The sequence below is a fragment of the Sulfurimonas sp. genome (genome assembly GCF_041563495.1).
In the GTDB taxonomy this organism is placed as follows: domain Bacteria; phylum Campylobacterota; class Campylobacteria; order Campylobacterales; family Sulfurimonadaceae; genus Sulfurimonas.
This window is the reverse complement of record NZ_JBFFMZ010000003.1, coordinates 202181-217079: the sequence shown is the minus strand read 5'-3', so window position 1 is coordinate 217079 and position 14899 is coordinate 202181. Positions and strand designations below refer to the sequence as shown.

The following is a 14899-nucleotide window of genomic DNA, read 5'->3' as shown; positions in this document are numbered from 1 at the left end:
AACACACATATGTTCATGCAGCTAAAGTCAGTGTACACGTTTGTTCCTAAGTAAGAGTTTGGCGTATGTTTTACTCTACCAGTTGAAGCTGTTCTTTTGTTAGAACTTTTTTTGTATCGTAGATGCACTTCAGATGGGTCATAGTAGCTTCTGCTCTTAGTTCTGCTAACTTCTCAACATCTTCTTCTAGCTCTTCAGGTTTTGGCGGTGAAGATGGTGGGGGGAGACTGAAAGTGGATATTTAACCACTTGGGTGTAGTTTCTAAATATTTTATTCAGTCAACTTTGTCCGTAAGCCGGCATCCTTGAACATATAATCGATATAGAGGCTTTCTCCGATTAAAACAGGGTCTCCAAAAACAGCAGTAAAAACATTGCCTTCTTTGCGTATAACTCCAGGTTCTTGGATATGTGATGAGGTGTGGGCACAACCGTTAATGACTTTGGCATCAACGATATTTGCTATCGTTTTAGCATTGTTTTCCCCATCTCCAAAGAGCATTAGCACTGTATCTGGACGGATGTTTTTTTTCAGAGAAAGGACAGCCTCTTTGATAGCATGATTTTTGACACATACCAAGATCAGATCAAAAGTACCCTCTGCCTCCTCTGCGCTGCAAACAGCAGAGGGAGTTGCTGTGAACTCACCATCATCTTCGATGACTCGTAAACCGTTTGTTTTGAGTGCTTTGGCATGTTCACCTCGGGCAATGAAGACTATCTCATATTTTTTCTTTTGTGTGCCTATCAAGCTACACAACTTTGCCCCTATATAACCACCGACACCACCAATCCCTACTATTGCTATTTTCATTAAAAATCCATATAAAAAATTGTTGTTATTATATCAAAAGAGGAACGAGCTTCTCGCTAGAGATATTACCTCTTGGGTGTAGTTGCTAGATGCTTGAGTGTGTTTAAGTGTTTAGAGCTTAATGACTGCAATGAAACAGCTTGCGCTAAACTAACTATAGAGTTATAAGAGCTTAAATCTAAATGTTTTTCATATAGTGCATATTTTGCAAGTGCATCGTTTAGTTTCTCTTTAGAAATAAATATCTCCGGATAATTGTATAGGTCAGAGAGGGTATTTGCTGTATGTTTATTGTTAGAAAAAAGTTTGTTGGTTTTACTGATAGCGATATCTTTGTCAAGACCTTTGCCCATAAGTATATTTCTTATATCAATCTTTACATTTGATATTTGTAGAGCGTTTTTAACTATCGAATATGGCTCATGATGAAGTGCTAAAAGTGGATTAAATGCACTACTTGTTAATAATATTAAAAGTACAGAACGTTTTGAAAAAAATATTTTATGTATCATTTGAAATTCCTTTTATTTACTCTGTTTTCACTATGCTATCAGTCATATGTAAATCGTTAATTAACATGTTTTATATAAGCTGTATCTTCCTTCTGATTAAGAACTTTTGTCTCCACTCCATAAAGCTCTGCCAAATCTCTATCAAGCATCACCTGAAAACCACATATAGAGTAAATCTTGTTTTTAATAGTCTCTTCGTTTATAACTGCCATATCATTCATAACAAATCCTAGATACTTTTACATTTCATGGCATAAAAATTTATTTAGTTTGAAAAGTATGACAATTTGTAATATTTTTCATGATTGCTCTCTAAGGTCACAAAATGTGATCTTAGATTTTATTGTAGTTTTTCAAAGTGGAGATTTACTCACAGGGATGTAATTTAAGAACGATTCAAAAAAGTCTGTTGATACGCGGCTCACATCAAAAACTTATGATAATCCTGATTGGACGAGAAAAAACAATAATCAAGAGTATCAAAGAGATAAAATTAGAACTCACTAGGGGAAAAACTCATAAGTTAAAGTGGAGATTCACTCTCGGGGGCGTAATGAAATTTTTGATGATTTGTTTTAAATTTATCTTCTCGTTGCTTCTTCAATTTTTTCAAACCACTCTTTAATTTCTTCAAATGCTTCAATCTCATCAAGATGTTGTTTTGTTACTTGTTTAGACAACTCTTCATTGAATCTTTGTTTTACACGACTAACTTTCTTTTTCTTTTTACCTTTATCTTCGATTTCATCCCAATTCTGTTCAGAATCAGCCGCATTATTATGTACATGTTTAGCTACTTCTTCGCCTAAATCTAATTTATCCCAAGCTTGACTATACGTTATCGGAAAACCATCATAGACACAACTTATAATATCATGATGTATGTAATTTTCCATTTCCCTTTTTTTTGTCTCAAATGTAAAGTTGTTTAATCCTTGATTTTGAATTGACTCAAAGTAAGGACTATATTTATTAGGTTTATCGGAACCTATATCACTATCATAAATATGTACCTGATTGATTTGCAATTTTTTTAAAAGATTTTTATTTGCCCAATATTGAATTGTACTCCCACCCATTGGTATTATAAGTATCTCATTATTATCTTTTAGCTCAATAATATTTTTGTATTCTTTAATCTGTTCATTTATATTTAAAAGAAACTCTACATCTAATTTACCTTCTAAACAAACAATACATTTAACCTGTGATACGTTGTTTAACTCTAAACTAGGTAAAATGCCCATAGTTGAGATAATTGAACTGAATAAATCATCTTCATTATCAAATATTTTTACAACATCATCTTCTTTTATTAAAGGAATAATGTTTTCTATAGAAACCATTTTTGCAATATTTGGTGTATGCGTAGTTATAATGACTTGATGATCTTTATGATTTGAAAGTTCAAGTAATGCTTCAATTAACATTTGTTGATAATCTGGATGTTGTGATGTTTCAGGTTCTTCAATAGCATAGATTACGCTTTTGTTATACCTATCATTGACTTGCCTATCAGCTTCTGCTCTAAAATAGTTCAATAAAACAAGTCTTCTTACACCACTTCCTCTTTTGTTTAAAGGTATATCATCTCCTGTAAAAGAAAATTTAAAAACTGATTTCCAATCAGGTTCTTTGGAGTAATTAGGATTTAATGTTGAGGCTATTGCAGGATCCATTTCTTTAAGTTTGGTTAATGTGCTATCTCCAACTTGTTTAATCTGCTCTTGCATTAGCTTTTCTACTTCGGCGAGCATTACTTTAATTTCCTCATTTTGAAGTGCTTTTTGTATAGCTATTTTTAGTGGATTCTGAACATCATCATCACTATCTTTATTTGCTCTATCAGATTGAAATAAAAAATATAAAGGTAGATTCTTATCAATACTTTCTTTTAAACTCTTAGATTCATCACCTTTTGCTAAATCTATTTGAATTGTTGTTTTATTGTTTTTATCTTCATCTTCAAGTGAATATTTATACAGAGCTTGTCTCATTGGAGCATTTGTGTTTTTTGAAATTGATTCATAAACTTCTTCACTTATTACTTCATTATCAAATAAACTTTTTAGCTCTTTTTTTAAGTTTGTATTAGTAACATTTATTTTTGGATTTTCTCTCCATACTGTAGGATATTCACATTCTAAAAAATATTTTTTACTTTTTGCAGTAATATTTTTTGAACAATCCCATTCTTGAACTAATGTTAATAATCCATTGGTATCTAATAAAAATTCATCTTTTAAATTTGTAGGATTTGAAGAGTCTATTACTATTGTATCTGTATCTTCAACTTCAAAAGACAATATTATTTTTAAAGTATTAATACCATTTTCTTCTGCATAAATATTTAAATCATCTTGTTGAAGTTTCACTAAAATATTATTGAAAAAAATCTCTAATGCTTCCATAATTGTTGATTTGCCAACATCATTTTTTCCAATGATAACATTCATATTATCATCAAACATAATATCTAATTCTCTATAACTTCTAAAGTTTTCTAATCTTAATTTTTTTAGCTTCATTTTCTTCCCTTAAGTTTATGTTTCTACAACTCCACAACCCGCTCAAACATCTCTTTTATCTCCATCTCGTGAGATATGAGAAATATCTGTCTGTACTGTTCTTTGATGGTGTGGAACGCTTCTAGTATTTCCATGCGTCTTGCTTCATCTTGACTTCCGAAGACTTCATCAAACGCTAAAAAGCCTATAGAACTTGCACCGCTTAGTTCTGTGAGAGTTTTTGAGATGGCGATGCGTAGTACTAAGTTTGCCAGGTCTATCTCTCCACCGCTGAAACGCTCTATGGGGTACTTTTTACCCTCATCGTAGATGAAAAAGTCGAAGTCGTTGCTTACTTCTATGTGTTGGTATTTGCCTTTTGTTATTTGCGCGTACATCTCAGATGCGAGGCTTGAGATGCGAGGGGCAACTTTGGCATTTAGTTTTGTCTTGAACTCTGAGAGACTTGTTTTTATCTTCTCGTAGTCTTTTAGGTCATCTTTTTTTGTTTGGACTTTTTTGAGTTGAGCGTCGTTGTTATCCAGAGAGTTTTGGATGCTCTTTATCTCTCCGTCTATGGAAGCTATTTTTACCTTTATGTCGTTTAAGAGAGTTGTCTTTGAGTCTATGGTCTTGAGTATGCCCTCATGCTCTTCAAGCGTATGTGCATGCTTCACATCTTCGTAGATGACAAGCTGAAACTCTGCCTCTTTTGCTTTTTCTTGAACATCGAGTTTTTCCACTTTTTTGATGATACTTTCAAGTTCGGTTTTTACAAGCGGCATTCTCTTTAGCTCTGTCTCAAGGCTCATTACGTGTTTGTACTGCGGTTCCAGCAGAGTAAAGTTATTTTTTATGTTTTCGTGGACTTTTTCATCGTAAGAGTACTGCTCCAGCTCTTTTAGCTCTTCTTTGTTTTTTATGCCTTTTTGCTCTACCTGCTTGAAGTGTTCTTGTGCACTCTTTAGGTCTTTTAGTTTGCTCTGTGTGACTTTGATGTTGGTTTGTAGCTCGAGAAACTCTTTGTCTTTTAGTTTTTTATCTGCCTCAAATACGGCTTTTTGGCTCAACACGTTTTGCAGTTGTTTTTTGTACTCGTCTATCTTGTTTTGGTGTGTGTTGTTTACGAGGGAGACAAGAGAGTTTATGACATTGTCATACTCTTCTAAAAGCGGTCTTGTGCAGGTCGGACAGGCTGAGTCGCCTCCGAGTTCTTTGAGTTTTGCGATTTTATCGTTTGTGATGTCTATCTGTTTTTGCTCGCCGGATATTTCTGCTTTGAGTTCGTTTTCTATGGTGTGTCTGGAGTTTATGCTCTCTTGAAGCATGCCAAGAGCCAGTTCCATGTTTTTTGCATTGAAAAGAAGTTCATCGTAGTTTTCACACGCTTTTTCCAAAGTCTGAATGTCAGATTTGCCTTTGGTGTATTGCTCTCTTAGTTGTACCAGTTCTTTGGTCAGTCCCTCTTTTTTCAAGTGGAACTCTTTTAGTCTTTCCTGAGCTTTTAGCTGCTCTTGCAAAGATGCATACTCTGTTTTTACCTTGGAGAGTTCTTTTAGCTTTTCTTGTTTGTGTTCTAGCTCATGGTTTTCGGCTATGAGCTTTGCTTCGTTTAATAGTTCTATGCTTTTGCTGTTTCTGATGAGTTCAAACTCAGAGAAAAGTTTTTGTTTCTGCTCTTTGGTCTTTGCAAATACTTCAAGCTCTTTTTTTAGTTTTTGCTCTTGCAGTTTGATGGCTTCGAGCTCTTTTGTCTTTAAATCTGCATCTTTGGCAAAAGTCTCTTTAGAGGCTTTGTCTGTTTTTATCTGCTCTTGTTTTGCTTTTATCTCGTCTTTGCCAAGAAGCACTTCGGCAAATGCATTTATCTCCCGTCCAAGTGAGCGGCTTTTCTCCACGAGCTCTTTTTCTACGAAGTCTATTTTTTCAAGACCCAAAAGACGGCGTATCATCTTTTTGCGGTCTTCGTTTTTAAGAGTGCTTAGGCTTGTGAGCTCTTTTTGAGATGCAAAGAGTGTGTGCATAAAAGCATCTTTACTCATACCTGTGAGCTTTACAATGCTTGAAGTTACTTCTTTTGCTCCCGTAGTCGTAAGTTCACCGTTTTTGAAGAACTTTGCGTTTGCACTTAGAGCTTTCCCACGAAACTCTCTTTGGACTTTGTATTCTACGCCTTCAAACTCAAACTCTAGTTCTACGACTACTGCATCTTTGTCGGATGCGTTGGCATTTCGCACTAGTTCTTTGTTTCCCCGTTTTTTAGCTTCTCCATAAAGAGCAAATAGTATGGCTTCAAATATCGTGGACTTTCCGCTCCCGTTTTTACCGATGATGCCTATGAGCCCTTCGCCAAATTCGATGTCGTAAGCGGTGTACTTTTTGAAGTTTTCAAGATGCAGTCTAGTGAGTATCATCTTGCACCTCCTCATAGTCTGCAAACAGCTCTTGCACTTTGGCTTTTAGTCTGTCGTACTCTTTTTCCTCTGCATCTTCTTTTATGTGCTCTAAAAAGAACTCTTCAAGGCTTAGAGCTTCCACGTCGTTTACGTCTGTCAGGTTTGCATCTCTCTTGAACTCTCTTTTTATGCTTACACTCATCGCATCTGTAAAGAGTTCTTTGATGTCTGAGTTTTGGATGTCTATGGATTGCAGTGGTGTAAGGTTTTTTAGTCTTACTTCTACTATGGCATCTTTTGTGTCAGTCGCATCTACAGATGCTAAAGAACTCTCGTAAGCCTCACAGTCGATTTCTTTGCTCACTATTGGTCGTATCTCTATCTCTTTGTACTCTACGCTCAGAGAGCCGTTTAGGTTTAGTTCTATGAAGCCTTTTGAGTTTCGCTTGTCGTTTAGGCTTGTTCTCTCTGTTGAACCGCTATAGTAGACGTTTTCATGTTTGCCTACATTGGAAAAACCGTGCCAGTGACCAAGAGCCACATAATCCATTTTCTCAAAGATGTACTCTTTGTCGGTGGGGTAGACCCACTCGCCAAACTCCTGCATCAAGTACCAAGCTCCGACAGAACAGTGCATCATCATGATATTCTTTTTCTTTGCATCTATGTTTGACTCGCAAAGTTCTATCTGCTCCAAGGCTTTGGAATCGTCATTCATGTGGGGCAGGGTGTGAAACACTACATCGTCAAACTCTACTTTTTTGTACTCTTGGTTATATGAGACAAATATGTTTTCAAAACTCTCAAATATCTTTAGTATGGGTGAGCTTAGGTTTGTTCTTGGAGTAGAGTGGTTTCCTGCTATGAGGATGAAAGGGATATTTAACTCGTCTATGATTTTAAATTGTTCAAGCGCAAAAGTGATGGCACGGTTTGACGGACTTGCTCTGTGAAAGAGGTCGCCTGTGTGGATGATGTAGTCTGGTTTTAAAAGTTTGATCTGCTGGACAACCTGAGAGAAGGCATCGTAAAAGTCCGCCTCTCTTTGGTTGATGTTTTCATCGTTTAAAATGTCTAAGTCGTTATACCCTAAGTGGGTATCGCTAAAGTGTAATATTTTCACAAAAATCCTAATTAACAAGATTAATTAGAACATAATAGCTAAACTCACTTCAATATGCTATTAATCCCTTTTTTTGTTAGTAGGGTCAAGTTCATCTACTACGTTGTCTAAAATAGTAAATAAGTGGTCACTTGCTTCTTCCATAGCCCTGAAGTTTTCGATGATTGTGTCTTCATTGTGTGCTTCAAATACAGAGTTGTTTTCTACAAGTTTTATGTTTTTAAGTACATTGTCATGTACAAGAGCATGCGGTTTATCAACAAGTGGATAATTAGTTGTATGGCCGTATCTCTCTTTTCCTTCGCTTACGTACCATTTACCAAGACGACAACCTCTATGGTCTCCAAACGATGCTGATGCTTTTTGGGCAATAACAGACGTATATGCGTTTGACTTAAAGAGGATATGGTCAATTTTTACAAGTACCATAAATAGTGAATCACGGATAAATCCTGCATATTCGGCAGAGCTTTGCGCATTTGACTGAAAGACTCCCAAAGTATTTGCAAACTCATCAATAGTACGAGTTGCATTGTTCGCTATGCCTGACATATCTTCCGCATTTGACTGAATTTCCTGAGTCTCTTGTTGAAGAGTCTGAATAGTCACGGAAATTTCTTGAGTTGATTTTTGCGTACGTTCAGCAAGTTTTCTGACTTCATCTGCAACAACTGCAAAACCGCGTCCGTGTTCACCCGCACGAGCCGCTTCAATGGCAGCGTTAAGTGCAAGAAGGTTTGTCTGTTCCGCAATATCTTTGATGATGTCGGCAATAGCAGAAATCTCATTTGATCTTTCAGACAGAGAATTGATGTTTTGGTTTGTATCAGATACTTTTTCAGTTAGGCTGTTAAAGAGCTCCAATACGCTTTGCATAGACTCTAGAGAGTTATTTGCCTCTTCTGAAGTTTTATTAGACATTTGAGAGATTTTATTTACTTCTTCTGAGTTGTTCAAAAGATTTTGCTGTATGACTGTCAGACCGTGAGAAATACCACCGCCAAGGTCATGAAGCTTTTCAGTAAAGTTACCTCTAATTTGCGCTTTATATCCTGCTTCTATGACTTTAACAGAGTTGTTTATAGTTTCAGCGGCATCTTTTAGTGTGCTGTTTAGCCCGTCAGTATTTGCATAGTAAGATTTATGAGTATCTTCAGCAACATGGATAGCTTTTATAGTCTCGTTCATATAATGTTTTAACTGCCTAAGCATAGAGTTGAACTCTTGACCAAGTTCAAATATTTCGCCTTTGCCTATAATGGGAGCTTGAATATCAAAGTCTCCATGACTTACTTTTTCCATTGATTCTGTTACGCCTTCAACTGAAGTTTTAACAACTAAGAGTTGTGAACGAAGATATAATGCCAATGCAACATGAAAGAGTGTTATCGTGATGACGACTACTGAAAAGCCAAAAAGGTAGCTCTCAATTGCAAGACCTAAAGCAAATAAAACTAATTGCCATAGGTTTGAAAGAGCTACATTTCGTAATGTAGAATTATTCATTTATGTTCCTATTTAAGATAATTTATTTCTGTAGAATTTAAAAATGTATTTTACCTTAATTATTTCAAATAGTTGAAAAACTTATGATTCTTTTGTGAACAATAATAAAATTATTTTATTTTTTAGCTATTTTTTAAAAAATTTATAATAAAAATCTTTAATAGTTCTAAGCTTTGTTCTACCAATAGCCAATGAACCTTTCTCTACTTTTCCGCTAGTGAGTGTAGTGCCTGCTGCTATCATAACATCATCTTCGATTTGAACAGGTGCGATTAGCTGAGAATCACTTCCGACAAAAACATTTTTGCCGATGATAGTCTGGTACTTTTTAATACCGTCATAGTTGCAGGTGATAACACCAGCACCGATGTTTGTGCCTTCGTCGATTTGCGCATCTCCAATGTAGCTGAGATGCCCGGCTTTTACACCTTTTAGTGAACTCTTTTTAACCTCTACAAAGTTTCCTACATGAGTCTCTTCTAGGTATGAAGCAGGACGAAGATGCGCTAGCGGACCTACATCCGAGTTTTTAACGATAGAGTCTTCAACAACACTTCCTGCTTTGATATGTGAGTTTGCTATAAGTGTGTTACCAGTCAGGCGACAGCCGTTTTCAACAATACATTCGCCCTCAAAAGTAACTCCTTCTTCGATGTAGATAGTCGAAGGAAGCTGCATGATGACACCTGCATTCATCCAGTGTATTTTTATTTTGTTTTGCATGATGACTTCAGCGTCAGAGAGGTCTTTTTTAGAGTTTACACCTTTGAACTTTTCTTCATCTACCAAAAGCGGAGAAATGATTAAGCCGTCTGCTCTTGCCATTGAGATGATGTCGGTAAGATAATACTCTTCTTGAGCATTGTTGTTACTAAGGAGTGGAATGTATTTTTCCAAAACTCCTTTTGAAAAGGCGTAGATGCCGGCATTTACAGTTGTCACTTTTAGCTCATAAGCAGATGCATCTTTTTGCTCAACTATTCTTTTAACCTGACCGGCATCTATGATAACACGACCATAACCATCAGGATTTTCCAAATCAAAGATGGACATGATAATGTCAGAATTTGTATTTATGAAACCTTGCAGTGCATATGAAGTTATAAGAGGCATATCACCGTTTAGAACTAATACTTTTTCGTTCTTAGGTTTCACCCCCATCATAGCTCCGCCTGTTCCGGGAAAGTTGTCGGCATCTTGGACTACAAAATGTAAATTGTCAAAGAAAGAACTCATCAGCTCCATTACTGCATCTTTTTGGTGAGCTACAACTACCGTGATGTCATCAGATATTTCCAAAGAAGCTTTGATTATATGGTAAAGCATAGGTTTTCCGCAGATGCTGTGAAGAACTTTCGCCTTTGGAGATTTCATACGAGAGCCTTTTCCCGCGGCTAGGATAACTATACTTATTTTGTCTTTATTCATTTTTTACCTTGATCTGAAGTCTTTTCTTTTTTTATTGTAAACTCGTCCATAATTTTGCCATCAATACTTATGAATTTTGAATTTAGAGTCGTAGGTGTGATCTCTAACATAACAGAACCCATCATCTCAAAACTAAAAGGCAGTGCAGGGTGTTTTAAATCAGCACGGTCAAGTTTTGCCGATGAACCGCATACTTGATAGACTGTTCCGCTGTCTTTAGTTGGCTTTAAAGGTTTTGTGTAAGAGAATTTTGAGTTTTGAACAACATTTTCTTCGCTAAAAGTATTGCTTTTGCCTGTATGGTTGATTATGAGTTTTGAGCGTTCATAATCATGTGAATGTCCGCTTAAAACTAAGTCAACTCCATACTTGTCAAAGATTGGCACAAGGTTTTCACGTACTTTTTTCATCTTCCCTACACTGTCGTAATCACTGTCTGAATTGTGACCTCCGTCTGTGTATGGCGGTGTATGAAGTACGACTATGACCCAAGGTTTTTTGTTTGCATGCAAATCTTTTTTGAGCCATGTAACCATATCACTGTTTGCGTCTACTCTTATTATCTCACTGTCAAGCATAACTAGGTGCAGATTTCCGTTATCTATTGAATAGAAGTGCTCACTGCCACTTGCCACTCCGCCGCTTTCAGCATTTTTTGGAAAATTCCAGATATTGTAAAAAGCCCATCTTCTTGCATCATGATTTCCTCTTACAGCCCAAGGAACAAATCTTTTTATAAGCTCTTTGTAGGGCTCAAAAAGGGTTTTGTTATACTGCTTTTGAGTTCCGCTTCTGTAAGCGTTGTCGCCAAGAAGAACCCACATATCAAGTTTGCTAAAGTCGTTGTCTATATATTTTAGCATCTGCTCATAGACTTTTGTCTGGTCTTTACCGTGTTTTCCGCTATCGCCGATTACCCAGATTTTCTGATTGTCAGAATTTTTACACAGTGTTTTAAAGCTTCTGTTTTCATTGTCTATTTTTAGAGAACCTGATGAGACTTTGTAGTAGTATTTTGTACACTCGTTTAAGTTTGAGATAGTTATAGAATGTTTTTTTGTTTTTTTTGTATCGTTGATTTCTTTGTCTATGGTATCAGAAAAAAAACCGTACTCCACTTTACCTACTTCAAACTCTGGAGTCTGCCATTTAAGAGTTATTGAGTTTTGAGTCTGCATGACGGCATACGGTTCTCTGGGAACAAATACATAACTGTCATAAGTCACTACACCCAGTCTTCCAAGCCCGTATATTGAGGCAATAACTAATAAAACAAGAAGTGTTTTTTTAAGAAATATTTTCAATTTTTTTCCTTAACTTAGAGTATAAAAACATAGTAGAAATCGTACCTATAATTATACCTGCTAAAAGATCACTTACAAAATGGTCATTTGCAAGCAGTCTGCTGCAAGATATTACAATTGCAAGAACCAACCATAAGTATATATATCTTGGAAACAAAATAACAAGGTAAGTAAATATGGAAAAAACCGTGGTTGTATGCCCCGATGGAAATGACGTATATGTGGTCGGAGCATCTGCTAATGTTGTAAAGTGATACTTCATTTTTTCTATAAAACCCATATCCCAGTTTTGAAAAAGCAAAAATCCATAATCATCATTGCCGTTTCTAAGACCCCACGGTCTGATACGTCCAAACATGTGTTTTAAGACTAGACTGATTAATCCGGAGAAAAGATTTATGTATAGTAAAAAAAGAAATCTCTGCTTATAAAGCTCATTTTTTTTGTAAAACTTGAAAAACAGAAAACCTAAAATGGCAGTTCCTATATACCAGTGTGATTCACCGAATATGCTGATAAAATCACCTATGGGTTCGTAAGTCTTTACATCAGACAAAAAGAGGTGAGCTACACGTTCATCTAGAGTGAAGTATGACATTATTATAAGAGTTATCATAGTCAACGAGTAAGCTATGTATGCTTTTTTTGAGAAAATCATCTAAGACCTTGGTAGTTTTTACATCTAATCAGTTGTATGGTATTTACCTTCGAATTGTTTAACATTATATCAAACTCACCATGATTAATTACTTTAGAACATTTCATATATTTTTCTACATCTTTTTTAAAAAAATGTGTGTTTATGACAACCAGATCTTTACCTAACGGTTTTTCTTTTTCCCAGACATCAAACTGATCCTCTCTGTCGTCTATGAGATAAACATTTGAGTCATAATTTCGGTTATAGTAGATGGCACGGGATGCAAGAGTCCAGTTTGTAACGGCTACGGCTTGTGCGGAGGCATCTGTAATCTGCTCGTTCGCTTTTGACATGATTTTGTCCCAGCCGTAGATATCGCGATGAAGTGACTGATACTCCGGTAGAGGAATAAACTTGAAACCCAATTCTGCGTAGGCTATGGCACTTAAAATCAGTCCAAAACCGATGGCAAATTTTAGATATTTCTTAGATATTTTGAGCATGTAAAATGTACCAAGAGGAATAAAAAGCATATAAAAAAGAGCCGACCAGTGAGGCAGGGCAGTCTTATACAGAGATGCGTATGTAAAAAACGCAATCATCACCAGACCAAAGAGGGCCGTTAAAAAGATGGTGGAGTTTTGGCTTCTGAGGGCTTTGTAAAGACCATAAAAAGCGAGTGGAACCAGAAAAGGATTATAAGCTCCTGCTTGAGCGCCTATAGAACTTGCAAAACCGCTCCAGTTGATGGTGTTGCTTCCCACGACATGAGCACTTTGATAAGCAAAACTTGACCAATCATTTTGAATGTTCCATATAATGACGGGAAGTATTATGATAAAGGCAATGAAAATAGAAGGAATGATCTTTGGCGTATAAAGAAGGTCGTATCTTTTTTTCATAAGAACATAGATGATTATAGGAAATATGAACAAAACTGCTGTGTATTTTGAAAGACCTGCAAGACCTAAAAGAACACCAAGCAGAATCCATGTAGAGAGCTTGTTGCTTTTCTCAATCTCTATAACCGTAAAAATAATAGGAAGAATGAGTAAAAACAATAGTGTATCAGGCATCAGCATCAAAAACAGAGCATTAAATAAAAAAGAGGCATGAAGTGCCAAAACAGCAACAAATGCTTCATTTGCATTTTTATTGATATCGTATATTAGTTTATATATGAAAATAGAAGTGATAAATCCTATGATGATTGCAGCAACTCTTGCACCGAATTCGTCAGTACCAAATATAGAAGTAAAAATATACTGAATCCAGCCCACCAAAGGAGGATGGTCAAAGTAACTCAGGTCTAAGTTCAGTGCATAGAGCACATAATGAGCCTCATCAACACCAAGCCCGACAAAAGGGGCAAGAGTGAGCCGTAAAACGGCTACAAAGCTTATAAAATATAAAAAGTTTTGGTGTTGTTTACTTGCTAAGTTCATCAAGCTTTGGTTTTAGAGTGTTAAATACCCACTCAGGAGTAATGATTTGTATACATTGGTTGTCGGTACACGGTGTTTTTCTATGGTTTGAAGCACTTACACAAGGGCTACATGCCATTCCTGCATAGATAGGAGTAGTTGGTCCGAGTGAAGAGTAAAGTGCAGGAGTCTCAGGTCCAAAAAGAACAAAAGTGTGCATATCTGTAATAGATGCAAAGTGAGCCGGTCCAGAATCGTTTGTAAGCATAAACTTACTCACACTGTAAAGAGCGGGAAGCTGTAAGAACTTAACAGCACCTGCAAAGTTAATACATCTCTTACTGCCGACATAATCAGCTAGCATCTGAGCACCTTCTTTTTCGGCTGGAGCACCTGTTAGTAAGATGACTGCATCTTGGTTGTAGTCTAAAATAAGTTTGATGACATCACCGTAGTTCTCTTTGTCCCATCTTCTTTGAGGAAGCAGGTCAGATGCGTTAGAATTTACTAGAATAACAGGATTTTTGTCTTTGTCAAAACCTTCATACATATCAGTTATTACAGCTAAAACATCTTTTTGCTCTTCATCACTGATGACGGCTTTTGCAATTACTATCTCATCATCTGGAATGATTCTTTTTGTGAATGGAAGCTCTTGTTTTTCGCTTAAAAGAGCATCAACTAAAGATATAAAGTTTTTTGCAATGTGCTGATGAGCGTTGTAAGAGACTTTTTTGGTCAAAAAATCACCTCTGTAAAGTCCCTCGTTGTGAAATGCATGAAAACCTACACGGTTTACAGCTCCACAAGTTGCAGTTAAAAGTGCAGTAAAACGAGAAAAAAGTTCTAAATCTATTACCGAGTCTATCTTGTTTTTACGACACCAGTTTAAAAATCCTAAAGCACTCGTAGCAAGATTGAAAATCGAACTCTCATCAATAGTATAGATGTTTTTTTCTTTTACAGTCTCAAGAAGTTGCAGACTTACTTTGTTCTTAGAAAAGATTACAAAAAATAGCTCACCTTCGATATTTGCCTTTAGTTTTCTCATAGCAGGGTCAACTATGATTGCGCTACCCATCTCTGAGAGTTCTATCAGCAGTACATTTTTAGGTTTTATTTTTTTAGGAGGCATGAAAAAATCTACAGTTTTTTTAATAATAGTACCTAAAAATGTTAGCGGCACACCTGCATAGTGGTCGATATTTCTCATTGTATCTACATTCATATAATCATAATTCCTTT

The 14899-nt window shown here is 36.1% G+C and carries 12 protein-coding genes and 3 pseudogenes; 1 reads left to right on the top strand and 14 read right to left on the bottom strand.

The genetic code is table 11. The annotated features are described in order from the left end of the window. The first annotated feature begins 122 nt into the window (after window positions 1–122). The gene (locus ABYK18_RS04575; protein WP_373035471.1) at window positions 123–245 is read left to right on the top strand and encodes a hypothetical protein; all 123 of its coding nucleotides are present in this window, start codon (window positions 123–125) and stop codon (window positions 243–245) included. 26 nt (window positions 246–271) lie between these two features. Here ABYK18_RS04575 and ABYK18_RS04570 read toward each other — a convergent pair whose 3' ends face one another. The 14 genes and pseudogenes from ABYK18_RS04570 to ABYK18_RS04505 form a co-directional block, all read right to left on the bottom strand. Then, on the bottom strand, window positions 272–814 hold the full coding sequence (locus ABYK18_RS04570) for a ketopantoate reductase family protein (RefSeq protein ID WP_373035470.1): 543 nt from the start codon (window positions 812–814) through the stop codon (window positions 272–274). A 65-nt stretch (window positions 815–879) separates the two neighbouring features. Then, window positions 880–1326: a hypothetical protein gene (locus tag ABYK18_RS04565; protein ID WP_373035469.1), complete on the bottom strand. Its 447-nt coding sequence runs from the start codon at window positions 1324–1326 to the stop codon at window positions 880–882. A 56-nt stretch (window positions 1327–1382) separates the two neighbouring features. Continuing rightward, window positions 1383–1547: an ORF6N domain-containing protein gene (locus ABYK18_RS04560; RefSeq protein ID WP_373035468.1), complete on the bottom strand. Its 165-nt coding sequence runs from the start codon at window positions 1545–1547 to the stop codon at window positions 1383–1385. 360 nt (window positions 1548–1907) lie between these two features. Beyond that, window positions 1908–3854, bottom strand: a complete 1947-nt coding sequence (locus tag ABYK18_RS04555; protein WP_373035467.1) for an ATP-binding protein — start codon at window positions 3852–3854, stop codon at window positions 1908–1910. A 23-nt stretch (window positions 3855–3877) separates the two neighbouring features. Then, on the bottom strand, window positions 3878–6247 hold the full coding sequence (locus ABYK18_RS04550) for an AAA family ATPase (protein ID WP_373035466.1): 2370 nt from the start codon (window positions 6245–6247) through the stop codon (window positions 3878–3880). Further along, a complete protein-coding gene (locus tag ABYK18_RS04545) occupies window positions 6234–7352 on the bottom strand; it encodes an exonuclease SbcCD subunit D (RefSeq protein WP_373035465.1) in 1119 nt (372 codons plus the stop codon). Before ABYK18_RS04545 ends, ABYK18_RS04550 begins: the two co-directional genes overlap by 14 nt. A 60-nt stretch (window positions 7353–7412) precedes the next feature. Continuing rightward, window positions 7413–7748: pseudogene (locus ABYK18_RS04540) on the bottom strand (CZB domain-containing protein); the annotation flags it as partial. A 111-nt stretch (window positions 7749–7859) separates the two neighbouring features. Next, window positions 7860–8540 (bottom strand): annotated as a pseudogene (locus ABYK18_RS04535) (methyl-accepting chemotaxis protein); the annotation flags it as partial. 18 nt (window positions 8541–8558) lie between these two features. Further along, a pseudogene (locus ABYK18_RS04530) lies at window positions 8559–8858 on the bottom strand (HAMP domain-containing protein); the annotation flags it as partial. 126 nt (window positions 8859–8984) lie between these two features. After that, a complete protein-coding gene (glmU, locus tag ABYK18_RS04525) occupies window positions 8985–10286 on the bottom strand; it encodes a bifunctional UDP-N-acetylglucosamine diphosphorylase/glucosamine-1-phosphate N-acetyltransferase GlmU (protein WP_373035464.1) in 1302 nt (433 codons plus the stop codon). Continuing rightward, window positions 10283–11590, bottom strand: a complete 1308-nt coding sequence (locus tag ABYK18_RS04520) for a purple acid phosphatase family protein (protein WP_373035463.1) — start codon at window positions 11588–11590, stop codon at window positions 10283–10285. The genes glmU and ABYK18_RS04520 overlap by 4 nt, the downstream gene beginning before the upstream one ends. Next, the gene (locus ABYK18_RS04515; RefSeq protein WP_373035462.1) at window positions 11574–12248 is read right to left on the bottom strand and encodes a phosphatase PAP2 family protein; all 675 of its coding nucleotides are present in this window, start codon (window positions 12246–12248) and stop codon (window positions 11574–11576) included. The genes ABYK18_RS04520 and ABYK18_RS04515 overlap by 17 nt, the downstream gene beginning before the upstream one ends. Continuing rightward, window positions 12245–13675: a glycosyltransferase family 39 protein gene (locus tag ABYK18_RS04510; protein WP_373035461.1), complete on the bottom strand. Its 1431-nt coding sequence runs from the start codon at window positions 13673–13675 to the stop codon at window positions 12245–12247. The genes ABYK18_RS04515 and ABYK18_RS04510 overlap by 4 nt, the downstream gene beginning before the upstream one ends. Further along, window positions 13659–14882, bottom strand: a complete 1224-nt coding sequence (locus tag ABYK18_RS04505) for a glycosyltransferase family 9 protein (RefSeq protein WP_373035460.1) — start codon at window positions 14880–14882, stop codon at window positions 13659–13661. The genes ABYK18_RS04510 and ABYK18_RS04505 overlap by 17 nt, the downstream gene beginning before the upstream one ends. Window positions 14883–14899 lie beyond the last annotated feature (17 nt).

Excerpts from the sequence above, each read along its gene's own strand:
- ABYK18_RS04560 (WP_373035468.1), bottom strand. The coding sequence starts at position 1,547 with ATGAATGATATGGCAGTTATAAACGAAGAGACTATTAAAAACAAGATT.
- ABYK18_RS04510 (WP_373035461.1), bottom strand. The coding sequence starts at position 13,675 with ATGAACTTAGCAAGTAAACAACACCAAAACTTTTTATATTTTATAAGC.
- ABYK18_RS04550 (WP_373035466.1), bottom strand. The coding sequence starts at position 6,247 with ATGATACTCACTAGACTGCATCTTGAAAACTTCAAAAAGTACACCGCT.
- ABYK18_RS04565 (WP_373035469.1), bottom strand. The coding sequence starts at position 1,326 with ATGATACATAAAATATTTTTTTCAAAACGTTCTGTACTTTTAATATTA.
- ABYK18_RS04505 (WP_373035460.1), bottom strand. The coding sequence starts at position 14,882 with ATGAATGTAGATACAATGAGAAATATCGACCACTATGCAGGTGTGCCG.
- ABYK18_RS04575 (WP_373035471.1), top strand. The coding sequence starts at position 123 with ATGCACTTCAGATGGGTCATAGTAGCTTCTGCTCTTAGTTCTGCTAAC.
- glmU (WP_373035464.1), bottom strand. The coding sequence starts at position 10,286 with ATGAATAAAGACAAAATAAGTATAGTTATCCTAGCCGCGGGAAAAGGC.
- ABYK18_RS04555 (WP_373035467.1), bottom strand. The coding sequence starts at position 3,854 with ATGAAGCTAAAAAAATTAAGATTAGAAAACTTTAGAAGTTATAGAGAA.
- ABYK18_RS04515 (WP_373035462.1), bottom strand. The coding sequence starts at position 12,248 with ATGATTTTCTCAAAAAAAGCATACATAGCTTACTCGTTGACTATGATA.
- ABYK18_RS04570 (WP_373035470.1), bottom strand. The coding sequence starts at position 814 with ATGAAAATAGCAATAGTAGGGATTGGTGGTGTCGGTGGTTATATAGGG.